At 56.3% G+C, this 21285-nt stretch carries 20 protein-coding genes; all 20 read left to right on the top strand.

Annotation, left to right across the window (positions count from 1 at the left end):
* Positions 1-293: 293 nt before the first annotated feature.
* The 20 genes from mnmG to FIV35_RS25370 all read left to right on the top strand — a co-directional run bounded on the left by mnmG (position 294) and on the right by FIV35_RS25370 (position 21242).
* Positions 294-2186, top strand: coding sequence for a tRNA uridine-5-carboxymethylaminomethyl(34) synthesis enzyme MnmG (mnmG, locus tag FIV35_RS25465; protein WP_034139961.1), 1893 nt, complete (start codon positions 294-296; stop codon positions 2184-2186).
* Positions 2183-2827: a 16S rRNA (guanine(527)-N(7))-methyltransferase RsmG gene (gene rsmG, locus FIV35_RS25460; protein WP_034139932.1), complete on the top strand. Its 645-nt coding sequence runs from the start codon at positions 2183-2185 to the stop codon at positions 2825-2827. The genes mnmG and rsmG overlap by 4 nt, the downstream gene beginning before the upstream one ends.
* An 18-nt stretch (positions 2828-2845) precedes the next feature.
* Positions 2846-3643 carry a ParA family protein gene (locus tag FIV35_RS25455; protein ID WP_016978715.1) on the top strand — a complete coding sequence of 266 codons (798 nt, stop codon included), beginning with the start codon at positions 2846-2848 and terminating at the stop codon, positions 3641-3643.
* A gap of 9 nt (positions 3644-3652) precedes the next feature.
* A complete protein-coding gene (locus FIV35_RS25450; RefSeq protein ID WP_016970690.1) occupies positions 3653-4525 on the top strand; it encodes a ParB/RepB/Spo0J family partition protein in 873 nt (290 codons plus the stop codon).
* A 148-nt stretch (positions 4526-4673) separates the two neighbouring features.
* On the top strand, positions 4674-5081 hold the full coding sequence (locus tag FIV35_RS25445) for a F0F1 ATP synthase subunit I (RefSeq protein WP_010565865.1): 408 nt from the start codon (positions 4674-4676) through the stop codon (positions 5079-5081).
* Positions 5082-5097: 16 nt separating this feature from the next.
* A complete protein-coding gene (atpB, locus tag FIV35_RS25440) occupies positions 5098-5967 on the top strand; it encodes a F0F1 ATP synthase subunit A (protein WP_034101609.1) in 870 nt (289 codons plus the stop codon).
* 134 nt (positions 5968-6101) lie between these two features.
* A complete protein-coding gene (gene atpE / locus FIV35_RS25435) occupies positions 6102-6359 on the top strand; it encodes a F0F1 ATP synthase subunit C (protein ID WP_002555987.1) in 258 nt (85 codons plus the stop codon).
* A 54-nt stretch (positions 6360-6413) separates the two neighbouring features.
* The gene (locus FIV35_RS25430; RefSeq protein WP_003177066.1) at positions 6414-6884 is read left to right on the top strand and encodes a F0F1 ATP synthase subunit B; all 471 of its coding nucleotides are present in this window, start codon (positions 6414-6416) and stop codon (positions 6882-6884) included.
* Positions 6885-6896: 12 nt separating this feature from the next.
* The gene (locus FIV35_RS25425) at positions 6897-7433 is read left to right on the top strand and encodes a F0F1 ATP synthase subunit delta (RefSeq protein WP_003195833.1); all 537 of its coding nucleotides are present in this window, start codon (positions 6897-6899) and stop codon (positions 7431-7433) included.
* Positions 7434-7454: 21 nt separating this feature from the next.
* Positions 7455-8999 (top strand): F0F1 ATP synthase subunit alpha, encoded by a 1545-nt coding sequence (gene atpA / locus FIV35_RS25420; RefSeq protein WP_034101605.1) that lies wholly within the window; start codon positions 7455-7457, stop codon positions 8997-8999.
* Positions 9000-9049: 50 nt separating this feature from the next.
* Positions 9050-9910 (top strand): F0F1 ATP synthase subunit gamma, encoded by an 861-nt coding sequence (gene atpG, locus FIV35_RS25415; protein WP_034139931.1) that lies wholly within the window; start codon positions 9050-9052, stop codon positions 9908-9910.
* Positions 9911-9937: 27 nt separating this feature from the next.
* Positions 9938-11314: a F0F1 ATP synthase subunit beta gene (atpD, locus tag FIV35_RS25410; RefSeq protein ID WP_034101603.1), complete on the top strand. Its 1377-nt coding sequence runs from the start codon at positions 9938-9940 to the stop codon at positions 11312-11314.
* 44 nt (positions 11315-11358) lie between these two features.
* Positions 11359-11775, top strand: a complete 417-nt coding sequence (locus FIV35_RS25405) for a F0F1 ATP synthase subunit epsilon (protein WP_034101601.1) — start codon at positions 11359-11361, stop codon at positions 11773-11775.
* A 123-nt stretch (positions 11776-11898) separates the two neighbouring features.
* Positions 11899-13266 (top strand): bifunctional UDP-N-acetylglucosamine diphosphorylase/glucosamine-1-phosphate N-acetyltransferase GlmU, encoded by a 1368-nt coding sequence (gene glmU / locus FIV35_RS25400; protein ID WP_034139930.1) that lies wholly within the window; start codon positions 11899-11901, stop codon positions 13264-13266.
* Positions 13267-13493: 227 nt separating this feature from the next.
* Positions 13494-14261: a DeoR/GlpR family DNA-binding transcription regulator gene (locus FIV35_RS25395; RefSeq protein ID WP_034139929.1), complete on the top strand. Its 768-nt coding sequence runs from the start codon at positions 13494-13496 to the stop codon at positions 14259-14261.
* Positions 14262-14271: 10 nt separating this feature from the next.
* Entirely contained in the window at positions 14272-16104 is a 1833-nt protein-coding gene (gene glmS, locus FIV35_RS25390; protein WP_034101596.1) for a glutamine--fructose-6-phosphate transaminase (isomerizing), read from the top strand.
* A 280-nt stretch (positions 16105-16384) separates the two neighbouring features.
* Complete coding sequence (locus FIV35_RS25385; RefSeq protein ID WP_034139928.1) at positions 16385-17242, top strand: TnsA endonuclease N-terminal domain-containing protein; 858 nt, start codon at positions 16385-16387, stop codon at positions 17240-17242.
* The gene (locus tag FIV35_RS25380; RefSeq protein WP_034139927.1) at positions 17239-19407 is read left to right on the top strand and encodes a Mu transposase C-terminal domain-containing protein; all 2169 of its coding nucleotides are present in this window, start codon (positions 17239-17241) and stop codon (positions 19405-19407) included. Before FIV35_RS25385 ends, FIV35_RS25380 begins: the two co-directional genes overlap by 4 nt.
* A complete protein-coding gene (locus FIV35_RS25375; RefSeq protein WP_034139926.1) occupies positions 19404-20873 on the top strand; it encodes an ATP-binding protein in 1470 nt (489 codons plus the stop codon). The genes FIV35_RS25380 and FIV35_RS25375 overlap by 4 nt, the downstream gene beginning before the upstream one ends.
* A 15-nt stretch (positions 20874-20888) precedes the next feature.
* Complete coding sequence (locus tag FIV35_RS25370) at positions 20889-21242, top strand: TniQ family protein (RefSeq protein ID WP_083377928.1); 354 nt, start codon at positions 20889-20891, stop codon at positions 21240-21242.
* The last annotated feature ends 43 nt before the right edge of the window (positions 21243-21285 follow it).

The raw sequence follows: 21285 nt of genomic DNA, 5'->3' as shown, positions 1-21285 counted from the left end.
AACGGGCTTATCGGCACATGACCACAGACTTTTGAACCTCTGTACACAGCGAATATAAAGGCTTACAGCAATCTATCCACAGAATGCTTGCTCAGTAGAAATAAACATAAAAACAAAGATTTAATAAATTTCTCTCTTTTAATTTCTATTGTCTGTGATTCATCCACAGCTGGTTAAATTTTGTGCAAAGGGTTCTTTAGGAAGGGCTAAGTCCCTATACTTGCCGCCAAAGCTCCAAAACCCTTTCAACAGACAATTCCTGATTACCTACATAAGCAGGCACGAGGTGCGTGGTGGATTTCCCTTCCCGTTTTGAAGTGATCGTCATCGGCGGCGGTCATGCCGGTACCGAGGCAGCACTGGCGTCAGCGCGCATGGGCGTCAAAACCCTGCTGCTGACGCACAACGTGGAAACCCTCGGTGCGATGAGTTGCAACCCTGCCATCGGTGGCATTGGTAAAAGCCATCTGGTCAAAGAAATCGACGCCCTCGGCGGCGCGATGGCCATGGCCACCGACAAGGGCGGTATTCAATTTCGCGTACTCAATAGCCGCAAAGGCCCTGCCGTGCGAGCGACTCGGGCACAAGCCGACCGCATCCTGTACAAGGCGGCGGTGCGCGAAACCCTGGAAAACCAGCCGAACCTGTGGATATTTCAACAGGCAGCCGATGACCTGATCGTTGAGCAAGACCAGGTGCGCGGTGTTGTCACCCAAATGGGCCTGCGTTTCTTTGCAGAATGCGTGGTGTTGACCACAGGTACGTTCCTGGGCGGACTTATCCACATCGGTATGCAGAATTATTCCGGCGGTCGCGCCGGCGACCCGCCGTCGATTGCCCTGGCAAAACGCCTACGTGAATTGCCGCTACGTGTCGGTCGTTTGAAAACCGGGACGCCGCCGCGTATCGATGGGCGTTCTGTGGACTTTTCGGTGATGACCGAACAAGCGGGCGATACACCGATTCCAGTGATGTCGTTCATGGGCTCCAAAGAGCAACACCCTAAACAGGTCAGTTGCTGGATCACCCACACCAACGCCCGTACCCACGAAATCATCGCGGCGAACCTCGACCGCTCGCCGATGTATTCCGGGGTCATCGAAGGCGTCGGCCCGCGCTATTGCCCATCGATCGAAGACAAGATCCACCGCTTTGCCGACAAGGAAAGCCATCAGGTCTTCATCGAGCCCGAAGGCCTGACGACCCACGAGTTGTATCCGAACGGCATTTCCACTTCGCTGCCCTTCGATGTGCAAATCCAGATCGTGCAATCGATTCGCGGCATGGAAAACGCACACATCGTGCGCCCGGGTTACGCCATCGAATATGACTACTTCGACCCCCGCGATCTGAAATACAGCCTGGAAACCAAAGTGATCGGCGGTTTGTTCTTCGCCGGGCAAATCAACGGCACCACCGGTTACGAAGAAGCCGGGGCCCAGGGTTTACTGGCCGGAACCAACGCAGCATTGCGTGCGCAGGGCAAAGACAGCTGGTGCCCGCGTCGCGATGAGGCATACATCGGTGTATTGGTCGATGACCTGATTACCCTGGGCACCCAGGAACCATACCGGATGTTTACCTCGCGGGCGGAATACCGTTTGATCCTGCGTGAAGACAATGCCGATCTGCGCCTGACCGAAAAAGGCCGCGAACTGGGCCTGGTCGACGATGTGCGTTGGGCTGCTTTCTGCAAAAAACGCGAGAGCATCGCGCTGGAAGAGCAACGCCTGAAAAGTACTTGGGTTCGCCCGGGCACCGAGCAGGGTGACGCGATTGCCGAAAAGTTCGGCACGCCACTGACCCACGAGTACAACCTTCTGAACCTGCTGTCCCGTCCGGAAATCGACTACGCTGGCTTGGTCGAAGTGACGGGGCAGGGCGCAGAAGATCCACAGGTCGCCGAACAGGTTGAAATCAAAACCAAGTACGCCGGTTACATTGACCGCCAGCAGGATGAAATTGCCCGCTTGCGCGCCAGTGAAGACACCAAGCTACCTGTGGATATCGACTACACGAGCATTTCCGGGCTGTCGAAGGAGATCCAAAGCAAGCTGGGGATAACTCGCCCTGAAACCCTGGGCCAGGCTTCGCGGATCCCCGGCGTTACCCCGGCAGCGATCTCGCTGTTGATGATTCATTTGAAAAAACGCGGCGCGGGCCGTCAGTTGGAGCAAAGCGCTTGAGTTCGTTGGTCACCTCGCAACACGCCGAAGAGTTATCCACAGGTGCGCGCCAGTTGGGCGTCGACCTTACCCCGGCCCAGCATGACTTGCTGCTGGGCTATCTGGCCCTGCTGATCAAGTGGAACAAGGCTTACAACCTGACGGCCGTTCGCGATCCCGACGAGATGGTGTCGCGTCATTTGCTCGACAGCTTGAGCGTGATGCCCTTTATCGAAAATGGTCGCTGGCTGGACGTGGGCAGTGGCGGAGGCATGCCGGGCATCCCTCTGGCCATCCTGTTTCCTGAGTCCCAAGTCACTTGCCTGGACAGTAACGGCAAGAAGACGCGCTTTCTGACTCAGGTCAAACTCGAACTCAAATTGGATAACCTGCAGGTTATCCACAGCCGCGTCGAAGCCTTTACGCCTGAACAGCCCTTCAACGGAATTGTTTCCCGGGCGTTCAGTAGCATGGAAAACTTCAGCAACTGGACCCGCCACCTGGGCGACCAAGACACCCGTTGGCTGGCAATGAAGGGCGTCCATCCAAGCGATGAGCTGTTAGCATTGCCGACGGACTTCCACCTTGATAGCGAACACGCCTTGGCCGTACCCGGTTGCCAAGGCCAACGCCATCTGCTGATACTGCGCCGCACGGCATGATTGGGAACACAAGCAAGAATGGCTAAGGTATTCGCGATAGCGAACCAAAAAGGTGGCGTGGGCAAAACCACCACCTGCATCAACCTCGCAGCATCCCTGGTGGCCACCAAGCGCCGGGTGCTGTTGATCGATCTTGATCCACAGGGCAACGCCACCATGGGTAGCGGTGTGGATAAACACGGCCTGGAAAACTCAGTCTATGACTTGCTGATCGGCGAGTGCGACCTGGCCCAGGCCATGCACTATTCCGAACACGGCGGTTATCAGCTACTACCGGCCAACCGCGATCTGACTGCGGCCGAAGTGGTGCTGCTGGAAATGCAGATGAAAGAAAGCCGTCTGCGCAGCGCCTTGGCACCGATCCGCGAGAATTACGATTACATTTTGATCGACTGCCCACCCTCATTGTCGATGCTCACGCTCAACGCGCTGGTCGCTGCCGATGGGGTGATCATCCCCATGCAGTGCGAGTACTACGCGCTCGAAGGCTTGAGTGACCTTGTGGATAACATCAAGCGGATTGCCGAGTTGCTCAACCCGAACCTGCAGATCGAAGGTCTTTTGCGGACTATGTTCGATCCGCGCCTGAGCCTGATGAACGATGTGTCGGCGCAGCTCAAGGAACACTTCGGCGACCAGCTCTACGATACGGTGATCCCGCGCAACATCCGTTTGGCCGAAGCCCCGAGCTACGGCATGCCTGCCCTGGCTTACGACAAATCGTCCCGTGGCGCCATTGCCTACCTGGCACTGGCCGGCGAGATGGTCCGTCGCCAACGCCGCAACTCACGCACCGCTGCCGCCCAGCCAACTTAAGGAATCCCCATGGCCGTCAAGAAACGAGGTCTCGGACGTGGACTGGATGCACTGTTGAGTGGTCCGACCGTTACATCCCTTGAAGAACAAGCGGTGCAGGCTGACGAGCGCGAGTTGCAGCACCTGCCCCTGGACCTGATCCAGCGCGGCAAATACCAGCCGCGCCGGGACATGGATCCCCAGGCGCTGGAAGAGCTGGCCAATTCGATCAAGGCCCAGGGTGTGATGCAACCGATCGTGGTTCGCCCGATCGGTGGGGGCCGTTTTGAGATCATCGCCGGCGAGCGCCGCTGGCGTGCCAGCCAGCAGGCCGGCAAAGAGACGATCCCGGCGATGGTCCGCGATGTGCCGGACGAAACCGCGATTGCCATGGCCTTGATCGAGAACATCCAGCGTGAAGACCTCAACCCCATCGAAGAAGCGATTGCGTTGCAGCGTCTGCAGCAAGAATTCCAGCTGACCCAGCAACAGGTGGCCGAGGCGGTAGGTAAATCCCGCGTAACTGTGTCCAACCTGCTGCGTCTGATCGCGCTGCCGGAAGTCATCAAGACCATGTTGTCCCATGGTGACCTGGAAATGGGCCATGCCCGTGCGTTGCTCGGTTTGCCGGAAAATCAACAGGTTGAAGGGGCGCGACACGTTGTCGCACGAGGGCTCACTGTTCGTCAGACCGAGGCATTGGTCCGGCAGTGGCTCAGTGGTAAACCTGCACCGGTCGAAACGGCCAAACCTGATCCGGATATCGCACGCCTCGAGCAGCGCCTGGCCGAGCGCCTGGGCTCTGCGGTGCAAATTCGCCATGGCAAGAAAGGCAAAGGCCAATTGGTCATCGGATATAACTCCCTCGATGAGCTTCAGGGCGTCCTTGCCCACATCCGCTGAAACATTTGCTTATGTAGCGCGTGATCGGAAATCACTACCCGACAGTTGAATAGGGGCTGAACCGCCCCTATACTCTGCGCGCATTTTGTCGGCACAAATTATGCCAAGTTATTGATTTCCGGCAGCCGACCATTGAGGAGCAAGAGTGATGGAAACCCGCACGCCAAACACGTTGCCGTTCCATCGCTTGGCCGTTTTCCCGGTTTTATTGGCTCAATTTGTCATCCTGCTGATCGCCGCATTGGCGCTTTGGTATTGGCATGGAGTCGTAGCCGGATATTCAGGACTCTGCGGAGGCCTGATAGCCTTGCTGCCCAATATGTACTTTGCTCACAGGGCCTTTCGGTTTTCCGGCGCCCGAGCAGCCCAGGCCATCGTCCGGTCTTTTTATGCCGGCGAGGCGGGGAAACTGATTTTGACGGCAGTGCTGTTTGCACTGACCTTTGCAGGTGTGAAGCCATTGGCGCCGCTGGCTGTATTCGGTGTCTTCGTGTTGACCCAACTGGTCAGCTGGTTCGCTCCCCTGCTAATGAAAACAAGACTTTCGAAACCTTAGGGCGTTTGAGGCAACCATGGCAGAAACAACCGCTTCGGGCTATATCCAGCACCACTTGCAGAACCTGACCTTCGGTCAGCTTCCCAACGGCGGCTGGGGCTTCGCCCACACCGCAGCAGAAGCCAAAGAAATGGGCTTTTGGGCTTTCCACCTGGATACTCTGGGCTGGTCGGTCGCACTGGGTCTGATCTTCGTCCTGATTTTCCGCATGGCGGCGAAAAAGGCGACTTCCGGTCAGCCGGGTGCCCTGCAAAACTTCGTTGAGGTATTGGTCGAATTCGTCGATGGCAGCGTGAAAGACAGCTTCCATGGCCGTAGCCCGGTGATCGCACCGCTGGCACTGACCATCTTCGTCTGGGTGTTCCTGATGAACGCCGTCGACCTGATTCCGGTCGACTGGATTCCTCAATTGGCGATCCTGATCTCCGGCGATCACCACATTCCATTCCGTGCCGTTTCCACCACGGACCCTAACGCCACCCTGGGCATGGCCCTGTCGGTGTTCGCGTTGATCATTTTCTACAGCATCAAAGTCAAGGGCATCGGCGGCTTCATCGGCGAGTTGACCCTGCACCCGTTCGGCAGCAAGAACATTTTCGTTCAGGCCCTGCTGATTCCGGTGAACTTCCTGCTGGAGTTCGTCACCCTGGTCGCCAAGCCGATTTCCCTGGCACTGCGACTGTTCGGCAACATGTATGCCGGCGAACTGGTGTTCATTCTGATCGCTGTGATGTTCGGCAGCGGTCTGCTCTGGCTTAGCGGCCTGGGCGTTGTTCTGCAGTGGGCGTGGGCTGTATTCCACATCCTGATCATTACCCTGCAGGCCTTCATCTTCATGATGCTGACCATCGTCTACCTGTCGATGGCGCACGAAGAGAACCATTAAGGCCGGTCTCGACCAGTCTGATGTCCTTCCCGGTGAAACGGGAAGGTGGCCCACCAGGGCTAATGAAACGATTTGTTTTACCGCTTTAAAATCTAAAAAACCTAAACCATACGACGTAAAAGTCGGGAGGAAAGATGGAAACTGTAGTTGGTCTAACCGCTATCGCTGTTGCACTGTTGATCGGCCTGGGCGCCCTGGGTACTGCCATTGGTTTCGGCCTGCTGGGCGGCAAGTTCCTGGAAGGCGCAGCGCGCCAGCCAGAAATGGTCCCAATGCTGCAAGTTAAAATGTTCATCGTCGCCGGCCTGCTCGACGCCGTGACCATGATCGGCGTTGGTATCGCACTGTTCTTCACCTTCGCGAACCCCTTCGTTGGTCAACTCGCTGGCTAATCACTCGATTTCGAGTGATTGGGGTGATGGACAACGAATGAGCGAGGTGTTGGCGTGAACATTAATGCAACCCTGATTGGCCAATCCGTTGCGTTCTTCATTTTTGTAGTGTTTTGCATGAAGTTCGTGTGGCCTCCGGTCATCGCGGCTTTGCACGAACGTCAGAAGAAGATCGCGGACGGCTTGGACGCTGCCAGCCGTGCAGCTCGCGACCTGGAGTTGGCCCAAGAGAAAGTGGGTCATCAACTGCGCGAAGCTAAAGCACAGGCAGCTGAGATCATTGAGCAAGCCAAGAAACGCGGTAACCAGATCGTCGAAGAGGCTGTTGAAAAAGCCCGCGTCGAAGCTGACCGTGTGAAAGCTTCGGCTCATGCCGAGATCGAACAGGAACTGAACGGCGTCAAAGACGCGCTGCGTGCCCAACTGGGTGCTCTGGCGGTCGGCGGTGCTGAGAAGATCCTCGGTGCCACAATCGATCAAAACGCGCACGCGGAGCTGGTTAACAAACTGGCTGCTGAAATTTAAGCGAGGGCGATCATGGCAGAACTGACCACGTTGGCCCGACCTTACGCTAAGGCAGCCTTCGAGCACGCCCAGGCCCACCAGCAGCTGGCCTCTTGGTCAGCCATGCTCGGCCTGGCTGCAGCAGTGTCGCAAGACGACACCATGCAGCGCGTGCTCAAGGCCCCGCGCCTGACGAGCGCAGACAAGGCCGCCACTTTTATTGAAGTGTGCGGCGACAAGTTTGATGTGAAGGTGCAGAACTTCATTCACGTCATTGCCGAAAACGACCGTCTCCCGCTGTTGCCGGAGATCGCCGCGCTGTTCGACCTGTACAAGGCTGAAGCAGAGAAATCGGTAGACGTTGAAGTGACCAGTGCTTTCGCATTGAACCAAGAACAGCAAGACAAACTCGCCAAGGTTCTCAGTGCACGACTCAATCGGGAAGTGCGCCTGCAAGCTTCGGAGGACGCATCCCTGATTGGTGGTGTTGTTATCCGTGCCGGCGACCTGGTTATCGATGGCTCGATTCGCGGCAAAATCGCGAAACTTGCCGAAGCATTGAAATCTTGAGTTTGAAGGGGCAGCAGAGCAATGCAGCAACTCAATCCTTCCGAAATAAGTGAAATTATCAAGGGCCGCATCGACAAGCTCGATGTGACCTCCCAAGCCCGTAACGAAGGCACTGTCGTCAGCGTATCTGACGGCATCGTGCGGATTCACGGTCTGGCCGACGTTATGTACGGCGAGATGATCGAGTTTCCGGGCGGCGTCTACGGTATGGCCCTCAACCTGGAGCAAGACTCCGTAGGTGCCGTTGTACTGGGCGCATACACCAGTCTGGCTGAAGGCATGAGCGCCAAGTGCACTGGCCGCATCCTGGAAGTTCCGGTTGGTAAGGAACTGCTGGGTCGCGTAGTCGACGCACTGGGTAACCCTGTTGACGGCAAAGGTCCACTGGGCAACACCGAGACCGACGCGGTCGAGAAAGTTGCTCCAGGCGTGATCTGGCGTAAGTCGGTAGACCAGCCTGTACAGACTGGCTACAAGGCTGTCGATGCCATGATCCCTGTCGGCCGTGGCCAGCGTGAGCTGATCATCGGTGACCGTCAGATCGGTAAAACCGCTCTGGCGATCGACGCGATCATCAACCAGAAGAACAGCGGCATTTTCTGCGTCTACGTAGCCATCGGTCAGAAGCAATCGACCATCGCCAACGTGGTTCGCAAGCTGGAAGAAAACGGCGCCCTGGCCAACACGATCATCGTGGCTGCCAGTGCTTCGGAATCTCCTGCGCTGCAATTCCTGGCACCGTACTCCGGTTGCACCATGGGTGAATTCTTCCGCGACCGCGGTGAAGACGCGCTGATCGTTTATGACGATCTGTCCAAGCAAGCAGTGGCTTACCGCCAGATTTCCCTGCTGCTGCGCCGTCCACCAGGCCGTGAAGCTTACCCAGGCGACGTGTTCTACCTCCACTCCCGTCTGCTGGAGCGCGCATCCCGCGTTTCGGAAGAGTACGTAGAGAAGTTCACCAACGGCGCAGTGACCGGCAAAACCGGTTCCCTGACCGCACTGCCGATCATCGAAACCCAGGCTGGCGACGTTTCTGCGTTCGTTCCGACCAACGTGATTTCCATCACCGACGGTCAGATCTTCCTGGAATCGGCCATGTTCAACTCGGGCATCCGCCCTGCAGTGAACGCCGGTGTTTCGGTATCCCGTGTGGGTGGTGCCGCTCAGACCAAGATCATCAAGAAGCTCTCCGGTGGTATCCGTACCGCTCTGGCTCAGTACCGTGAACTGGCGGCATTCGCCCAGTTCGCTTCTGACCTGGACGAAGCGACCCGTAAGCAACTTGAGCATGGTCAGCGCGTTACCGAGCTGATGAAGCAGAAGCAATACGCCCCAATGTCGATCGCTGACATGGCGTTGTCGCTGTATGCCGCTGAGCGTGGGTTCCTGACCGACGTTGAAATCGCCAAGGTCGGCAGCTTTGAACAAGCGCTGATTGCTTACTTCAACCGCGATCACGCCGATTTGATGGCGAAGATCAACGTGAAGGGTGACTTCAATGACGATATCGACGCTGGCATGAAAGCCGGTATCGAGAAGTTCAAGGCCACCCAAACCTGGTAAGCCGCAGCGGGAGCCGCAAGGCTCCCGCTTGCTAACCTGATAGGTGTTACATGGCAGGCGCAAAAGAGATTCGCAGTAAGATTGCGAGCATCAAAAGCACGCAAAAAATTACCAGCGCCATGGAAAAAGTGGCGGTCAGCAAAATGCGCAAGGCACAAATGCGCATGGCTGCTAGCCGTCCTTATGCGGAGCGTATCCGCCAGGTAATTGGGCATCTGGCCAACGCCAACCCGGAATACCGCCACCCGTTCATGATCGAGCGCGAAGTTAAGCGCGTTGGTTATGTCGTAGTGAGCAGTGACCGTGGTTTGTGCGGTGGTTTGAATACCAACCTGTTCAAGGCCCTGGTCAAGGACATGGCGGTAAACCGCGAAAAAGGCGTCGAGATCGATCTGTGTGTTGTTGGTAGCAAGGGTGCGGCCTTTTTCCGTAACTTCGGCGGTAACGTCGTTGCAGCTATCAGCCACCTGGGTGAAGAGCCGTCGATCAATGATTTGATCGGCAGTGTGAAGGTGATGCTGGATGCGTACCTGGAAGGCCGGATTGACCGCCTGTCCGTGGTATCCAACAAATTCATCAACACCATGACCCAGCAGCCGACCGTGGAGCAATTGATTCCACTGGTGGCGACCCCGGATCAGGAACTCAAGCACCACTGGGACTACCTCTACGAACCAGACGCTAAAGAGCTGCTTGACGGCTTGATGGTGCGCTACGTGGAGTCGCAGGTGTACCAGGCGGTGGTCGAGAACAACGCAGCTGAACAAGCGGCGCGGATGATCGCGATGAAAAACGCTACCGATAACGCCGGTGATCTGATCAGCGATTTGCAGCTGATCTACAACAAGGCGCGTCAGGCTGCGATCACCCAAGAGATCTCGGAAATCGTCGGCGGCGCTGCCGCGGTTTAACGGTTCAAATATTCAGAGGATCCAGCTATGAGTAGCGGACGTATCGTTCAAATCATCGGCGCCGTTATCGACGTGGAATTTCCACGCGACAGCGTACCGAGCATCTACAACGCGCTGAAAGTACAAGGCGCGGACACTACCCTGGAAGTTCAGCAGCAGCTGGGCGACGGCGTAGTTCGTACCATTGCGATGGGTTCCACCGAAGGCTTGAAGCGCGGTCTGGACGTTATCGACTCTGGCGCAGCCATCTCCGTACCGGTCGGTAAAGCGACCCTGGGCCGGATCATGGACGTACTGGGCAACCCGATCGACGAAGCTGGCCCGATTGCCACCGACGAACGTTGGGGTATCCACCGCGCCGCGCCGTCGTTCGCAGAACAGGCGGGCGGCAACGACCTGCTGGAAACCGGCATCAAGGTTATCGACCTGGTTTGCCCGTTCGCCAAAGGCGGTAAAGTCGGTCTGTTCGGTGGTGCCGGTGTAGGCAAGACCGTAAACATGATGGAACTGATCCGTAACATCGCCATCGAGCACAGCGGTTATTCCGTGTTCGCCGGTGTGGGTGAGCGTACTCGTGAGGGTAACGACTTCTACCACGAGATGAAGGACTCCAACGTTCTGGACAAAGTGGCACTGGTTTACGGTCAGATGAACGAGCCGCCGGGAAACCGTCTGCGCGTAGCACTGACTGGCCTGACCATGGCCGAGAAGTTCCGTGACGAAGGTAACGACGTTCTGCTGTTCGTCGACAACATCTACCGTTACACCCTGGCCGGTACTGAAGTATCCGCACTGCTGGGCCGTATGCCTTCTGCAGTAGGTTACCAGCCGACCCTGGCTGAAGAGATGGGCGTTCTGCAAGAACGTATCACTTCGACCAAGGAAGGTTCGATCACCTCGATCCAAGCGGTATACGTACCTGCGGATGACTTGACCGACCCGTCCCCAGCGACCACCTTCGCCCACTTGGACGCCACCGTTGTACTGTCCCGTGACATCGCTTCCCTGGGTATCTACCCAGCGGTCGATCCACTGGACTCGACTTCGCGCCAGCTGGACCCGAACGTGATCGGCCAGGAGCACTACGACACCGCTCGCGGCGTTCAGTACGTGCTGCAGCGTTACAAAGAACTGAAGGACATCATTGCGATCCTGGGTATGGACGAGCTGTCGGAAGCCGACAAGCAGTTGGTAAACCGTGCTCGTAAGATCCAGCGCTTCTTGTCGCAGCCGTTCTTCGTGGCTGAAGTCTTCACCGGTGCTTCGGGTAAATACGTTTCCCTGAAAGACACCATTGCTGGCTTCAAAGGCATCCTCAACGGTGACTACGACCACCTGCCAGAACAAGCGTTCTACATGGTCGGCGGCATCGAAGAAGCGATCGAGAAAGCCAAGAAACTGTAATCCAGGCGCCCGGAAACGGGCGCTCATCAGGTTGAGGCAATCAGATGGCTATGACAGTCCATTGCGATATCGTCAGCGCGGAAGGGGAAATCTTCTCCGGTCTGGTAGAAATGGTGATTGCACACGGCGAACTCGGTGACCTGGGTATTGCCATGGGCCACGCGCCATTGATCACCAGCTTGAAGCCAGGTCCGATCACTCTGACCAAGCAAGGCGGGGAAAAGGAGGTGTTTTACATCTCCGGCGGTTTCCTCGAGGTTCAGCCGAACATGGTCAAGGTACTTGCCGACACCGTGCAACGTGCTAGTGACCTGGATGAAGCCTCCGCTCAGGAAGCCGTCAAGGCTGCCGAGAAGGCCCTGAACGAAAAGGGTGCGGACTTCGACTACAGCGCTGCAGCTGTACGTCTGGCCGAGGCTGCAGCTCAGCTGCGCACGCTCCAGCAGATCCGCAAGAAGTAAGCGGCCACGCCGTCATGCTTCATGCGCGATTGATTAAAAAGGGTAGCCTCGGCTACCCTTTTTCTTTTTTTGCAAAACACTTCTTTGGTCTGAAGTCGGACCGCCCAGGATTGGTAGCCATTCATGTCTCTTGAAATCGTCATTCTCGCCGCAGGCCAGGGCACCCGTATGCGTTCGGCCTTGCCTAAGGTGCTGCACCCGGTCGCCGGTCATTCAATGCTGGGTCACGTTATCCACAGCGCCCGGCAACTGCAGCCCCAGCGTATCCACGTGGTTATTGGCCATGGTGCCGATGTGGTGCGCGAACGCCTGGCGGCGGACGATCTCAACTTCGTCCTCCAAGACAAGCAATTGGGCACAGGGCACGCCACTGCGCAGGCAGTACCCTTTATAAGCGCAGATACTGTGTTGATCCTTTATGGCGACGTGCCGCTTATTGAAGTCGACACGTTGCAACGTCTGCTCCAGCACGTAGTTCCAGGCCAAATGGGCCTGCTCACCGTGGAACTGGATGACCCGACCGGTTACGGTCGCATCGTGCGCAACGCCGACGGCAAGGTCGCGGCTATTGTTGAGCACAAAGACGCCACCCAAGCCCAACGTGCCATTACCGAAGGCAACACCGGGATTCTGGCTGTGCCTGCCAAGAACCTCGCGGATTGGATGGGCCGCCTGTCCAACAACAATGCCCAGGGCGAGTACTACCTCACCGACGTCATCGAAATGGCGGTGAGCGATGGTTTGCTGGTGGCCACCGAGCAGCCCCACGACCCGATGGAAGTGCAGGGTGCTAACGACCGCAAGCAACTGGCCGAGCTTGAGCGTCACTACCAACTGCGCGAAGGTCGTCGCCTGATGGCCCAGGGCGTTACCCTGCGTGATCCGGCACGTTTCGACATCCGTGGTGAGGTGACCGTGGGCCGCGACGTGCTGATCGATATCAACGTGATCCTCGAAGGCCGCGTGATCATCGAAGACGACGTAGTGATTGGCCCGAACTGCGTGATCAAGGACAGCACCCTGCGCAAAGGCGTGGTGATCAAGGCCAACAGCCATATCGACGGTGCCGTAATGGGCGAGGGCAGCGATGCCGGCCCGTTTGCGCGGCTGCGCCCCGGCAGCGTGCTGGAAGCCAAGGCCCATGTGGGTAACTTCGTTGAACTGAAAAATGCCCATCTGGGCGAAGGCGCCAAGGCCGGTCACCTGACTTACCTTGGGGACGCGGTCATCGGTGCGCGCACCAATATCGGCGCTGGCACCATCACCTGCAATTACGACGGCGCCAATAAACACCAGACCGTATTGGGCGACGACGTATTTATCGGCTCCAACAATTCGTTGGTCGCGCCGGTCAAAGTGGGCGATGGCGCGACTACCGCCGCCGGCTCCACCATCAACCAGGATGTGGATAACTTGCAGCTGGGCGTCGCACGCGCTCGCCAGCGCAACATTGACGGCTGGAAGCGCCCGGTCAAGATCAAGAAGACCTGAGTTATCCACAGTTATATATGCAGCTAGCTTCAAAGGGGGAGGGGGCTTGCCCCCGATGGCGGTGCGTCAGTGGCAGATGAGCTGACTGACCCAGCGCTATCGGGGGCAAGCCCCCTCCCACATTTTCATATGTGTCGTTTAAAAAATCTCTTCTCGACGCTTGACGATACCATCCCAATAGGTTTTGATTGCCTTCGTTATCTTTCGAAACGAAACTTATCACTACCATGTCGAAACGTAATACCCCCCAACGGCGCCACAACATCCTCACCTTGCTCAACGAGCAAGGCGAAGTCAGTGTGGATGAATTGGCCAAGCGTTTCGAAACCTCGGAAGTCACCATTCGCAAGGATCTGGCCGCGCTGGAAAGCAATGGCCTGTTACTGCGGCGCTACGGTGGCGCAATCACCATGCCTCAGGAATTGGTCGGTGATCCTGCCCAACCTATTTCCGCGTACAAACGCGCCATCGCCCGTGCTGCGGTCAAGCGCTTGCGTGAGCATGCACGAATCATCATCGACAGCGGCAGCACCACAGCGGCCATGATCCCCGAGCTGGGCCACCAGTCTGGCCTGGTGGTGATGACCAACTCCCTGCATGTGGCCAGCGCTCTGAGCGAATTGGAACACGAGCCGGTGCTGTTGATGACCGGCGGCACCTGGGACCCGCATTCGGACTCGTTCCAAGGCCAGGTCGCCGAGCAGGTGTTGCGCTCCTACGACTTTGATCAACTGTTCATCGGCGCCGACGGCATCGATTTACAGCGCGGTACCACCACCTTCAACGAATTGCTGGGCCTGAGCCGCGTAATGGCCGAGGTCGCCCGTGAAGTGGTGGTGATGGTCGAGTCCGACAAGATCGGCCGCAAAATTCCCAACCTGGAACTGCCCTGGAGCAGCGTCCATACCCTTATTACCGATGATCGCCTGCCGCTTGAGGCCCGCGACCAGATCCAAGCCCGCGGCATTACGCTGATATGCGCGGCAATCATCTAGGAGAAATACCATGTGTGGCATTGTTGGCGCAGTCGCTGAGCGTAACGTAACGCCCATCCTGATCGAAGGCCTCAAGCGCCTGGAATACCGCGGCTATGACAGCGCCGGTGTGGCGGTTTTTACCAACGCCGGCAAGCTTGAGCGCACGCGTCGCCCGGGCAAGGTCAGCGAATTGGAGCAGGCCCTGGCCGGCGAGCCGCTGGTCGGCCGCCTGGGCATCGCCCATACCCGCTGGGCCACTCACGGTGCACCGTGCGAGCGCAATGCCCACCCGCATTTTTCCGGTGATTTGGCGGTGGTGCACAACGGCATCATCGAAAACCACGAAGTGTTGCGCGAGCAACTCAAGGGTCTGGGTTATGTGTTCACCTCGGACACCGACACCGAAGTGATCGCCCACCTGCTCAACCATAAGCTCAAAGACCTCGGCGACCTGACCACCGCCCTCAAGGCCACCGTCAAGGAACTGCACGGCGCTTACGGCCTGGCGGTGATCAGCGCCAGCCAGCCCGACCGCGTCGTGGCCGCCCGCAGTGGCAGCCCGTTGGTGATTGGCCTGGGCCTGGGTGAAAACTTTCTGGCTTCCGACCAACTGGCCCTGCGCCAGGTGACTGACCGCTTCATGTATCTGGAAGAAGGCGATATTGCCGACATCCGTCGCGAAAGCGTGGCGATCTGGGACGTCAACGGCAACTCTGTCGAGCGCGAGGCGGTGCAATACCGTGATGGCGCCGAAGCCGCCGACAAGGGCGAGTTTCGCCACTTCATGCTCAAGGAAATCCATGAGCAACCATCGGTGGTGCAACGCACTCTGGAAGGTCGCTTGAGCCAGAACCAGGTCTTGGTCAACGCCTTCGGTCCACAGGCCGCCGAGCTGTTCGCCAAGGTCCGCAACGTGCAGATCGTTGCCTGCGGCACCAGCTACCACGCTGGCATGGTCGCGCGTTACTGGTTGGAAGAACTGGCCGGCATTCCGTGCCAGGTCGAAGTGGCCAGCGAGTTCCGTTACCGCAAGGTGGTGGTACAGCCCGATACGTTGTTCGTGACCATCTCCCAGTCCGGCGAAACCGCCGACACCCTGGCCGCCCTGCGCAACGCCAAGGAGCTGGGCTTCCTGGCCAGCCTCGCGATCTGCAACGTCAGCATCAGTTCCCTGGTGCGTGAGTCCGACCTGACCTTACTGACCCAGGCCGGTCGCGAAATCGGCGTGGCCTCCACCAAGGCATTCACCACCCAGCTGGTCGGCCTGTTGCTGCTGACCCTGTCCCTGGGCCAAGTGCGTGGCACTCTTGCCGCTGGCGTCGAAGCCACCTTGGTCGAAGAACTGCGTCGCCTACCAACCCGTTTGGGTGAAGCCCTGGCCATGGACAGCACCGTGGAGAAAGTCGCCGAACTGTTCGCCGACAAGAACCACACCCTGTTCCTCGGCCGTGGCGCGCAGTACCCAGTGGCGATGGAAGGCTCGCTCAAACTCAAGGAAATCTCGTACATCCACGCCGAAGCCTACCCAGCCGGCGAACTCAAACACGGCCCGCTGGCCCTGGTGGATGACGACATGCCAGTGGTCACCGTGGCGCCGAACAATGAACTGTTGGAAAAGCTCAAGTCCAACCTGCAGGAAGTGCGTGCACGTGGCGGCCAACTGATTGTGTTCGCCGACGAAAAGGCCGGCATGACCAATGGCGAAGGCACCCACGTCATCAACATGCCGCACATCCACGACACCCTGTCGCCGATCCTTTACACCATCCCGCTGCAACTGCTGTCGTACTACGTGGCCGTGCTCAAGGGGACTGACGTCGACCAGCCGCGTAACTTGGCGAAGTCGGTGACGGTGGAGTAATCCGCAGTTTCCCGGGGACCCGCCCTGGTTTCTAACAATAAAGATTGACACAAAACAATAAAGATTGACACGACACAACATAGATTGACACAAGGCCGAAACCCCCGTATCTACGGGGGTTTCCATTTTTGGGCTGAGCCATCGGTCTAGATTCTCCGCTTCGTTCCGCTCCGGGAGTAGGCTAAAGAGGGCTGTACCATGAACAGGTGGTGGGCGATTTTTTCCTATAACTATTTTTCAGGGCGAGGAGAGGCGGTCCCGGCGGACGAAGGAGGTAGCATTGCGCGGTCGTAGGTTTTCGTCTGAGACAGATATTCAGCGGCATATTTCGAATGGATTCGGTAGCGGAGCTGGTGCCAGTTATCTGCCGTGGCTGCGCGTCCAAGATGTGCCCTCCAGAGGACGCTCCCACAAGATCCAAGGTGTGAAGATCGATCGTCTCCACCACCTCTTTTCTGACCTAGAACGCGCCTATTTTTTGGTATGTGAATTTTCGGAAAATGTTGTGGATATACGCGAGCAGTATCCATTGCTACCGCGAGAAAGTGCTCAAGCAATCGCGAGCTCTATGGGAGTGCGATACCCAAAGTATCCGAAGACAGTGCTTCCTTACGTTATGACCACGGATTTTTTATTAACGATAAAAAAGCCCGACGGCAGCTTTAAGTCTGTAGCCAGAACAATCAAATACCGCGGCGACCTCGAAGGCAAACAAGCCAGGAGAACGTTGGAAAAATTTGAGATCGAAAAGCGATTCTGGGCTGGCCAACACGTTGACTGGGCTATTGTCACTGAAGAAATGTTCAGCCCCGATTTGATCAAGAATTTAGGCTTACTCAGGAAGTTCGCTCAACTGCCGCGCGCCTTGGCAGAGCCATCATTACACACAGATTTTCTGGGGCACTTAGCGAGCTGTCGTCCCTACCCGTGGAGTACTGCTGAATCTCTGCGAAAGATTGCCGCACGTTTATTTATCTCCTATCAAGACTCTCGGGCTTTATATCATCACCTGATATGGGCTAAGTCGATCAAGGTAGATTTGGTTGGTACTCCCATTCAAATGACTGCACCACTACCAACATTTGAAATCATTGAGAAACCAATGAAAATTTCACTGACGGCGGAGGGCCTATCATGAAAGTCCAAGTCAATGATTGTTTCGAACCGCTTACTGAGTTTTCCGTCGTGCCGGGCTTCGTTAGGGTCTTGTACCTCAATGAGCGATACGATGCGGTCGTTTTGATCCAATTAACGGATCCGCCCCGCCAACCGATTGGTTTAGGCCTGGAGGAGCTTCGCGGATCCGTCATTGCAGGTGATACGAAGCTAGCCAAGGTCGTTACGCCTGAGTTTCTCTTAGTGTTAGAGGATGACTTGGATGAGAAAAAGAAGCGGGAAAGGGATGAAAAGTGGAACATCATCGCACCCCTGATCGACTCAGATTATCCAGGTCAGATATTCGCTCCTGGTGAGATGGGTCAAATGGTCGGCGCTAGAGCTGTTGAGCTCGGTATACAGCGCAAGAGCATCTATCGACTTCTGTACCGTTACTGGATCAATGGCCAAGTTCGAAATGCGCTCTTGAAAAACTATGCGAGCGTCGGAGTTCCTGAGCGCAAGTATGATCCCGCAAAGCCCCCAGGTAGGAAGCCAAGGTATCAAGGTATTGCCGTTTCACCGACCAAGGTTATCGATGCCGTGGATAAGCGCTGTATCCGTATCGGCTACTCGTTATTTGTCGGGGATAAGACTTCTACGATAACCAACGCCTATGTTGAGATGCTCAGGAGGTTCTATACCGCGAAAGACCTGTCGAAAAATCCAGAATCAGGCGGTCGTTTGCTACCCGAATCGGAAATTCCTTCCTTTAGACAGTTCGATTATTGGGGAAAGCAATATTTCGACGAGGTTGAAACTGAACGTGGCCGTAAGGGAATGCGTAAGTGGCTAAAAGATTGCCGCCCCCTTTCTGGAACCGTCCGTGACTGGCTTCGTGGCCCCTGCCATCAGTTTGAGATCGATGCCACCATTGCGGACATTTATCTCGTGAACGGATACTCCAGGCGAATGCTCATTGGACGGCCGGTTGTGTACGTCGTCATTGATAGCTTTTCCGGCATGATCGTCGGTCTCTACATCGGATTAGAGGGCCCGAGTTGGAACGGAGCCAGGCAAGCGCTTTTCAACGCTTTCACTTCGAAGGTTGAGTTTTGCGCTACCAATGGGGTCACAATCGATTCAGAGGAATGGGACTGTCATCACCTCCCACATCACATCTACGCTGATCGAGGCGAGATGTTGGGGAAAGCAGCTGAAGGTCTTGCCACTGGCCTGAATATCGAGCTGGGAATTGCTCCGCCCTACCGCCCTGACTGGAAGTCGATGGTTGAGAGCCGGTTCGGTATCCTGAACAACCTGACTGGCATCAGGTGGCTTCCTGGTGGCGTAGCGGCTAGGGAGAAGGAGCGTGGGGAGCGAGATTACCGACTTGACGCGACGCTGAGCATGAAAGAGTTCACTAAGATCATCATCCAGTGCGTCCTTCACTATAACCGCTTCAACCGGCAGCCCGACAGGCTCACTCAAGAGATGATGAACGACGGTGTCGATCCGACGCCGGTAGGTATTTGGACTTGGGCATTGGAAAATGGCCATGTCGAACCAAACAATCATCCCGATGAACTGGTCTATCTCCATTTGCTTCCGCGTGAGCAAGCAACGGTCCAAAAGGGTGGTGTGCTATTCCGAGGAATGCATTATGTCTGTGATGTGGCGATCGAGAACAACTGGTTTGCGAAAGCCCGTAGCCGCGGGGTTTGGTCGATAGAGTGTTGGTATGACCCAAATTCCTCAGCACATATTTGGATCCGGGGAGACACCAAACAGTTTATCCGTTGCGATTTGCGTAAGTCTGATAGCAAGTATGCTGGTTATCGGTCCGATGAGATTTTCGACCTGCTCGAAGCTTACCGCCAGACTCCACCGACTCATAAACGCGCTGAGTTGGAGAGTCGGATTTCGCTTCTAGAGGAAGTTAATCAAGTCGTCAGCGGTGCGATCGCTGAGCGAAATGATGAGCCAGCGCCTGCGACCAAAGCTGAGATGATTGGAAATATTCGTGAGAATCGCGCCGTTGAGCGCCTCAAGGAGCGTGAGACCGCCCATGTGCCAGAGGGTGTGAGGATTGAATCGCCTGTGCTCAAGACAGAGATCTCCCAAGATCGCTCAGAAAACTTTGCCGGTCCTCGCAGCGCTCAGGTTATCGATATGCTCAAACGCCTCCGCCCAGGACAAAACTCATGAAAGGCGCCCAAGTTTTCGCAAGCTACACGAAGCAGGCGATAGCGGACTACGCGGGAAATCCACTCATCGAAGCGCTGCCACCGATCTTCTCAGAAGAGGTGGCAATGCAACTAATCTCGAACTTCCCCCGTCCTGTTGATCCAGAAGAGCTGACCCTCGACCGATCGACTCGGGTTCACTGCATCGACCGGTTGAGAACGGTGGTCCAGCCTTTGTTGGTCCACATGGATCTGGAGTCCGTATTTTCATTGCTGGTACGACGTGGGTACGTCGGACGCAACCCGACCTCTCCAGACACTGTCAGACATCTTCACTCACTTTCGGGCGCACAGCGCTACCACGATGGATTCAAGTCCACTGCCGAAACGTTCAGTCTGGTTGGCCTTAGTGGCATTGGAAAGTCCACCGCACTCGAAGCCATTTTGAGTCTCTACCCTCAAACGATTCGCCACGAGCGTTATGAAGGAAAGCAGTTCGTTCATACCCAGATCACCTGGCTCAAGCTTGACTGTCCCCGAGATGGGTCGCTGGCAGGCTTCTGTCAGCAATTTTTCTATGCGGTCGGGCGAGCTTTAGGTGATGAGGATTACTACAAGCGGTATCGGGCTCGGAACATCAATGACTCGTTGCAACAAATGGAACAGGTTGCGAGTACATTTTTCATCGGAGCTTTGCTGATCGACGAACTTCAGAACCTGCACCTTGCAAAAACTGGGGGCAAGGACAACATGCTGAATTTCTTCCTCCATCTAGTGAACAACATCGGCATTCCTGTGGTGTTCATCGGGACCAATTCGATGATCAGCCTATTTTCTGACGTCATGCGCAACGCAAGGCGTTGCTGCGGCGTCGGGGTACTCGAATTTAAACGTTTTGAGAAGGACGATGACGAGTGGCGCATGCTTGTTGAAAACCTCTGGAGCTATCAGTGGTACCAGCAGCCGGTCGAACTGACAGAGGATGTGTTTGATGCGCTGTATGAGCATACACAAGGGGTCACCGACTTTTTGGTGAAGCTTTTGGTGCTCAGTCAAAGGTATGCGATCCAGAGTGGTTCGGAATGCGTTACCGCCGAGACAATTGCGTTGGTGAGCAACACCAAGATGCAGATATTGAAGCCAGCTTTGTCCGCTCTGCGAAGCCGAGATCCGAAACGGATGCGGCAGTTCGATGATTTGCTTCCGATTGAAGACCAACTAAGCGACATGATGGCGCTCGATGGTGTGGCTCGGCCGGAGCGACTGGCGTTGCTGCGCAGTGTCATCAGTCGCAGCGACAATAGTGCTACCAAACCTAATGTGGCGGCCGTTAACCAAGTCAAATCGCAGTCACCTGCGGCGGTGGCGGTTGAGACCTCAGAGGCACAGGCGCTAAGTGAAAGTGAAGACTCCATTGAGGCGCTGAAGAGCGCCGGTTGGATAAACAGTGATCTATTCGAGTTCTCTCCTTTGTATCGGAGGGGGTGAATAAAGGGTGACGAAATGGCGCTTAAATTCCATTTCTTTCCGGCTGTTTTTCCCGATGAGACGCTTCACAGCGTCCTTTCAAGATACGCCCGGCTCTGTGGCGTACGTAGCTGTGGAGCCGTTTTCGATGGAGCGCAGTCCGCGAACTTCTTCTCGCAGAACGTGGCTTTTCCATGTCGACTAGCCGAGCTTGCCGAGGCGCTGCCTTATGACACAGGCTTATCGCTAGCCGCAGTTATAAAGCGTCATACGCAGCTGCCCTACTACGAACCATTTTTGACCCAGCGTATGCGTCCGGCCAAGTCATCTACCCAACCCCGCAACGCTTGGACATGGTGTGCACTTAATTTAAGTGGGCACCAGTTCTAGCCTTTTAAGCGGGTATGTCATGCAGCCAACACGCCGTTCCTAT

The sequence above is a fragment of the Pseudomonas rhodesiae genome, assembly GCF_007858255.1.
GTDB classification, from domain to species: Bacteria; Pseudomonadota; Gammaproteobacteria; order Pseudomonadales; family Pseudomonadaceae; genus Aquipseudomonas; species Aquipseudomonas rhodesiae.
The sequence above is the reverse complement of the archived record's forward strand: the minus strand, read 5'-3'. Positions and strand labels throughout refer to the sequence as shown.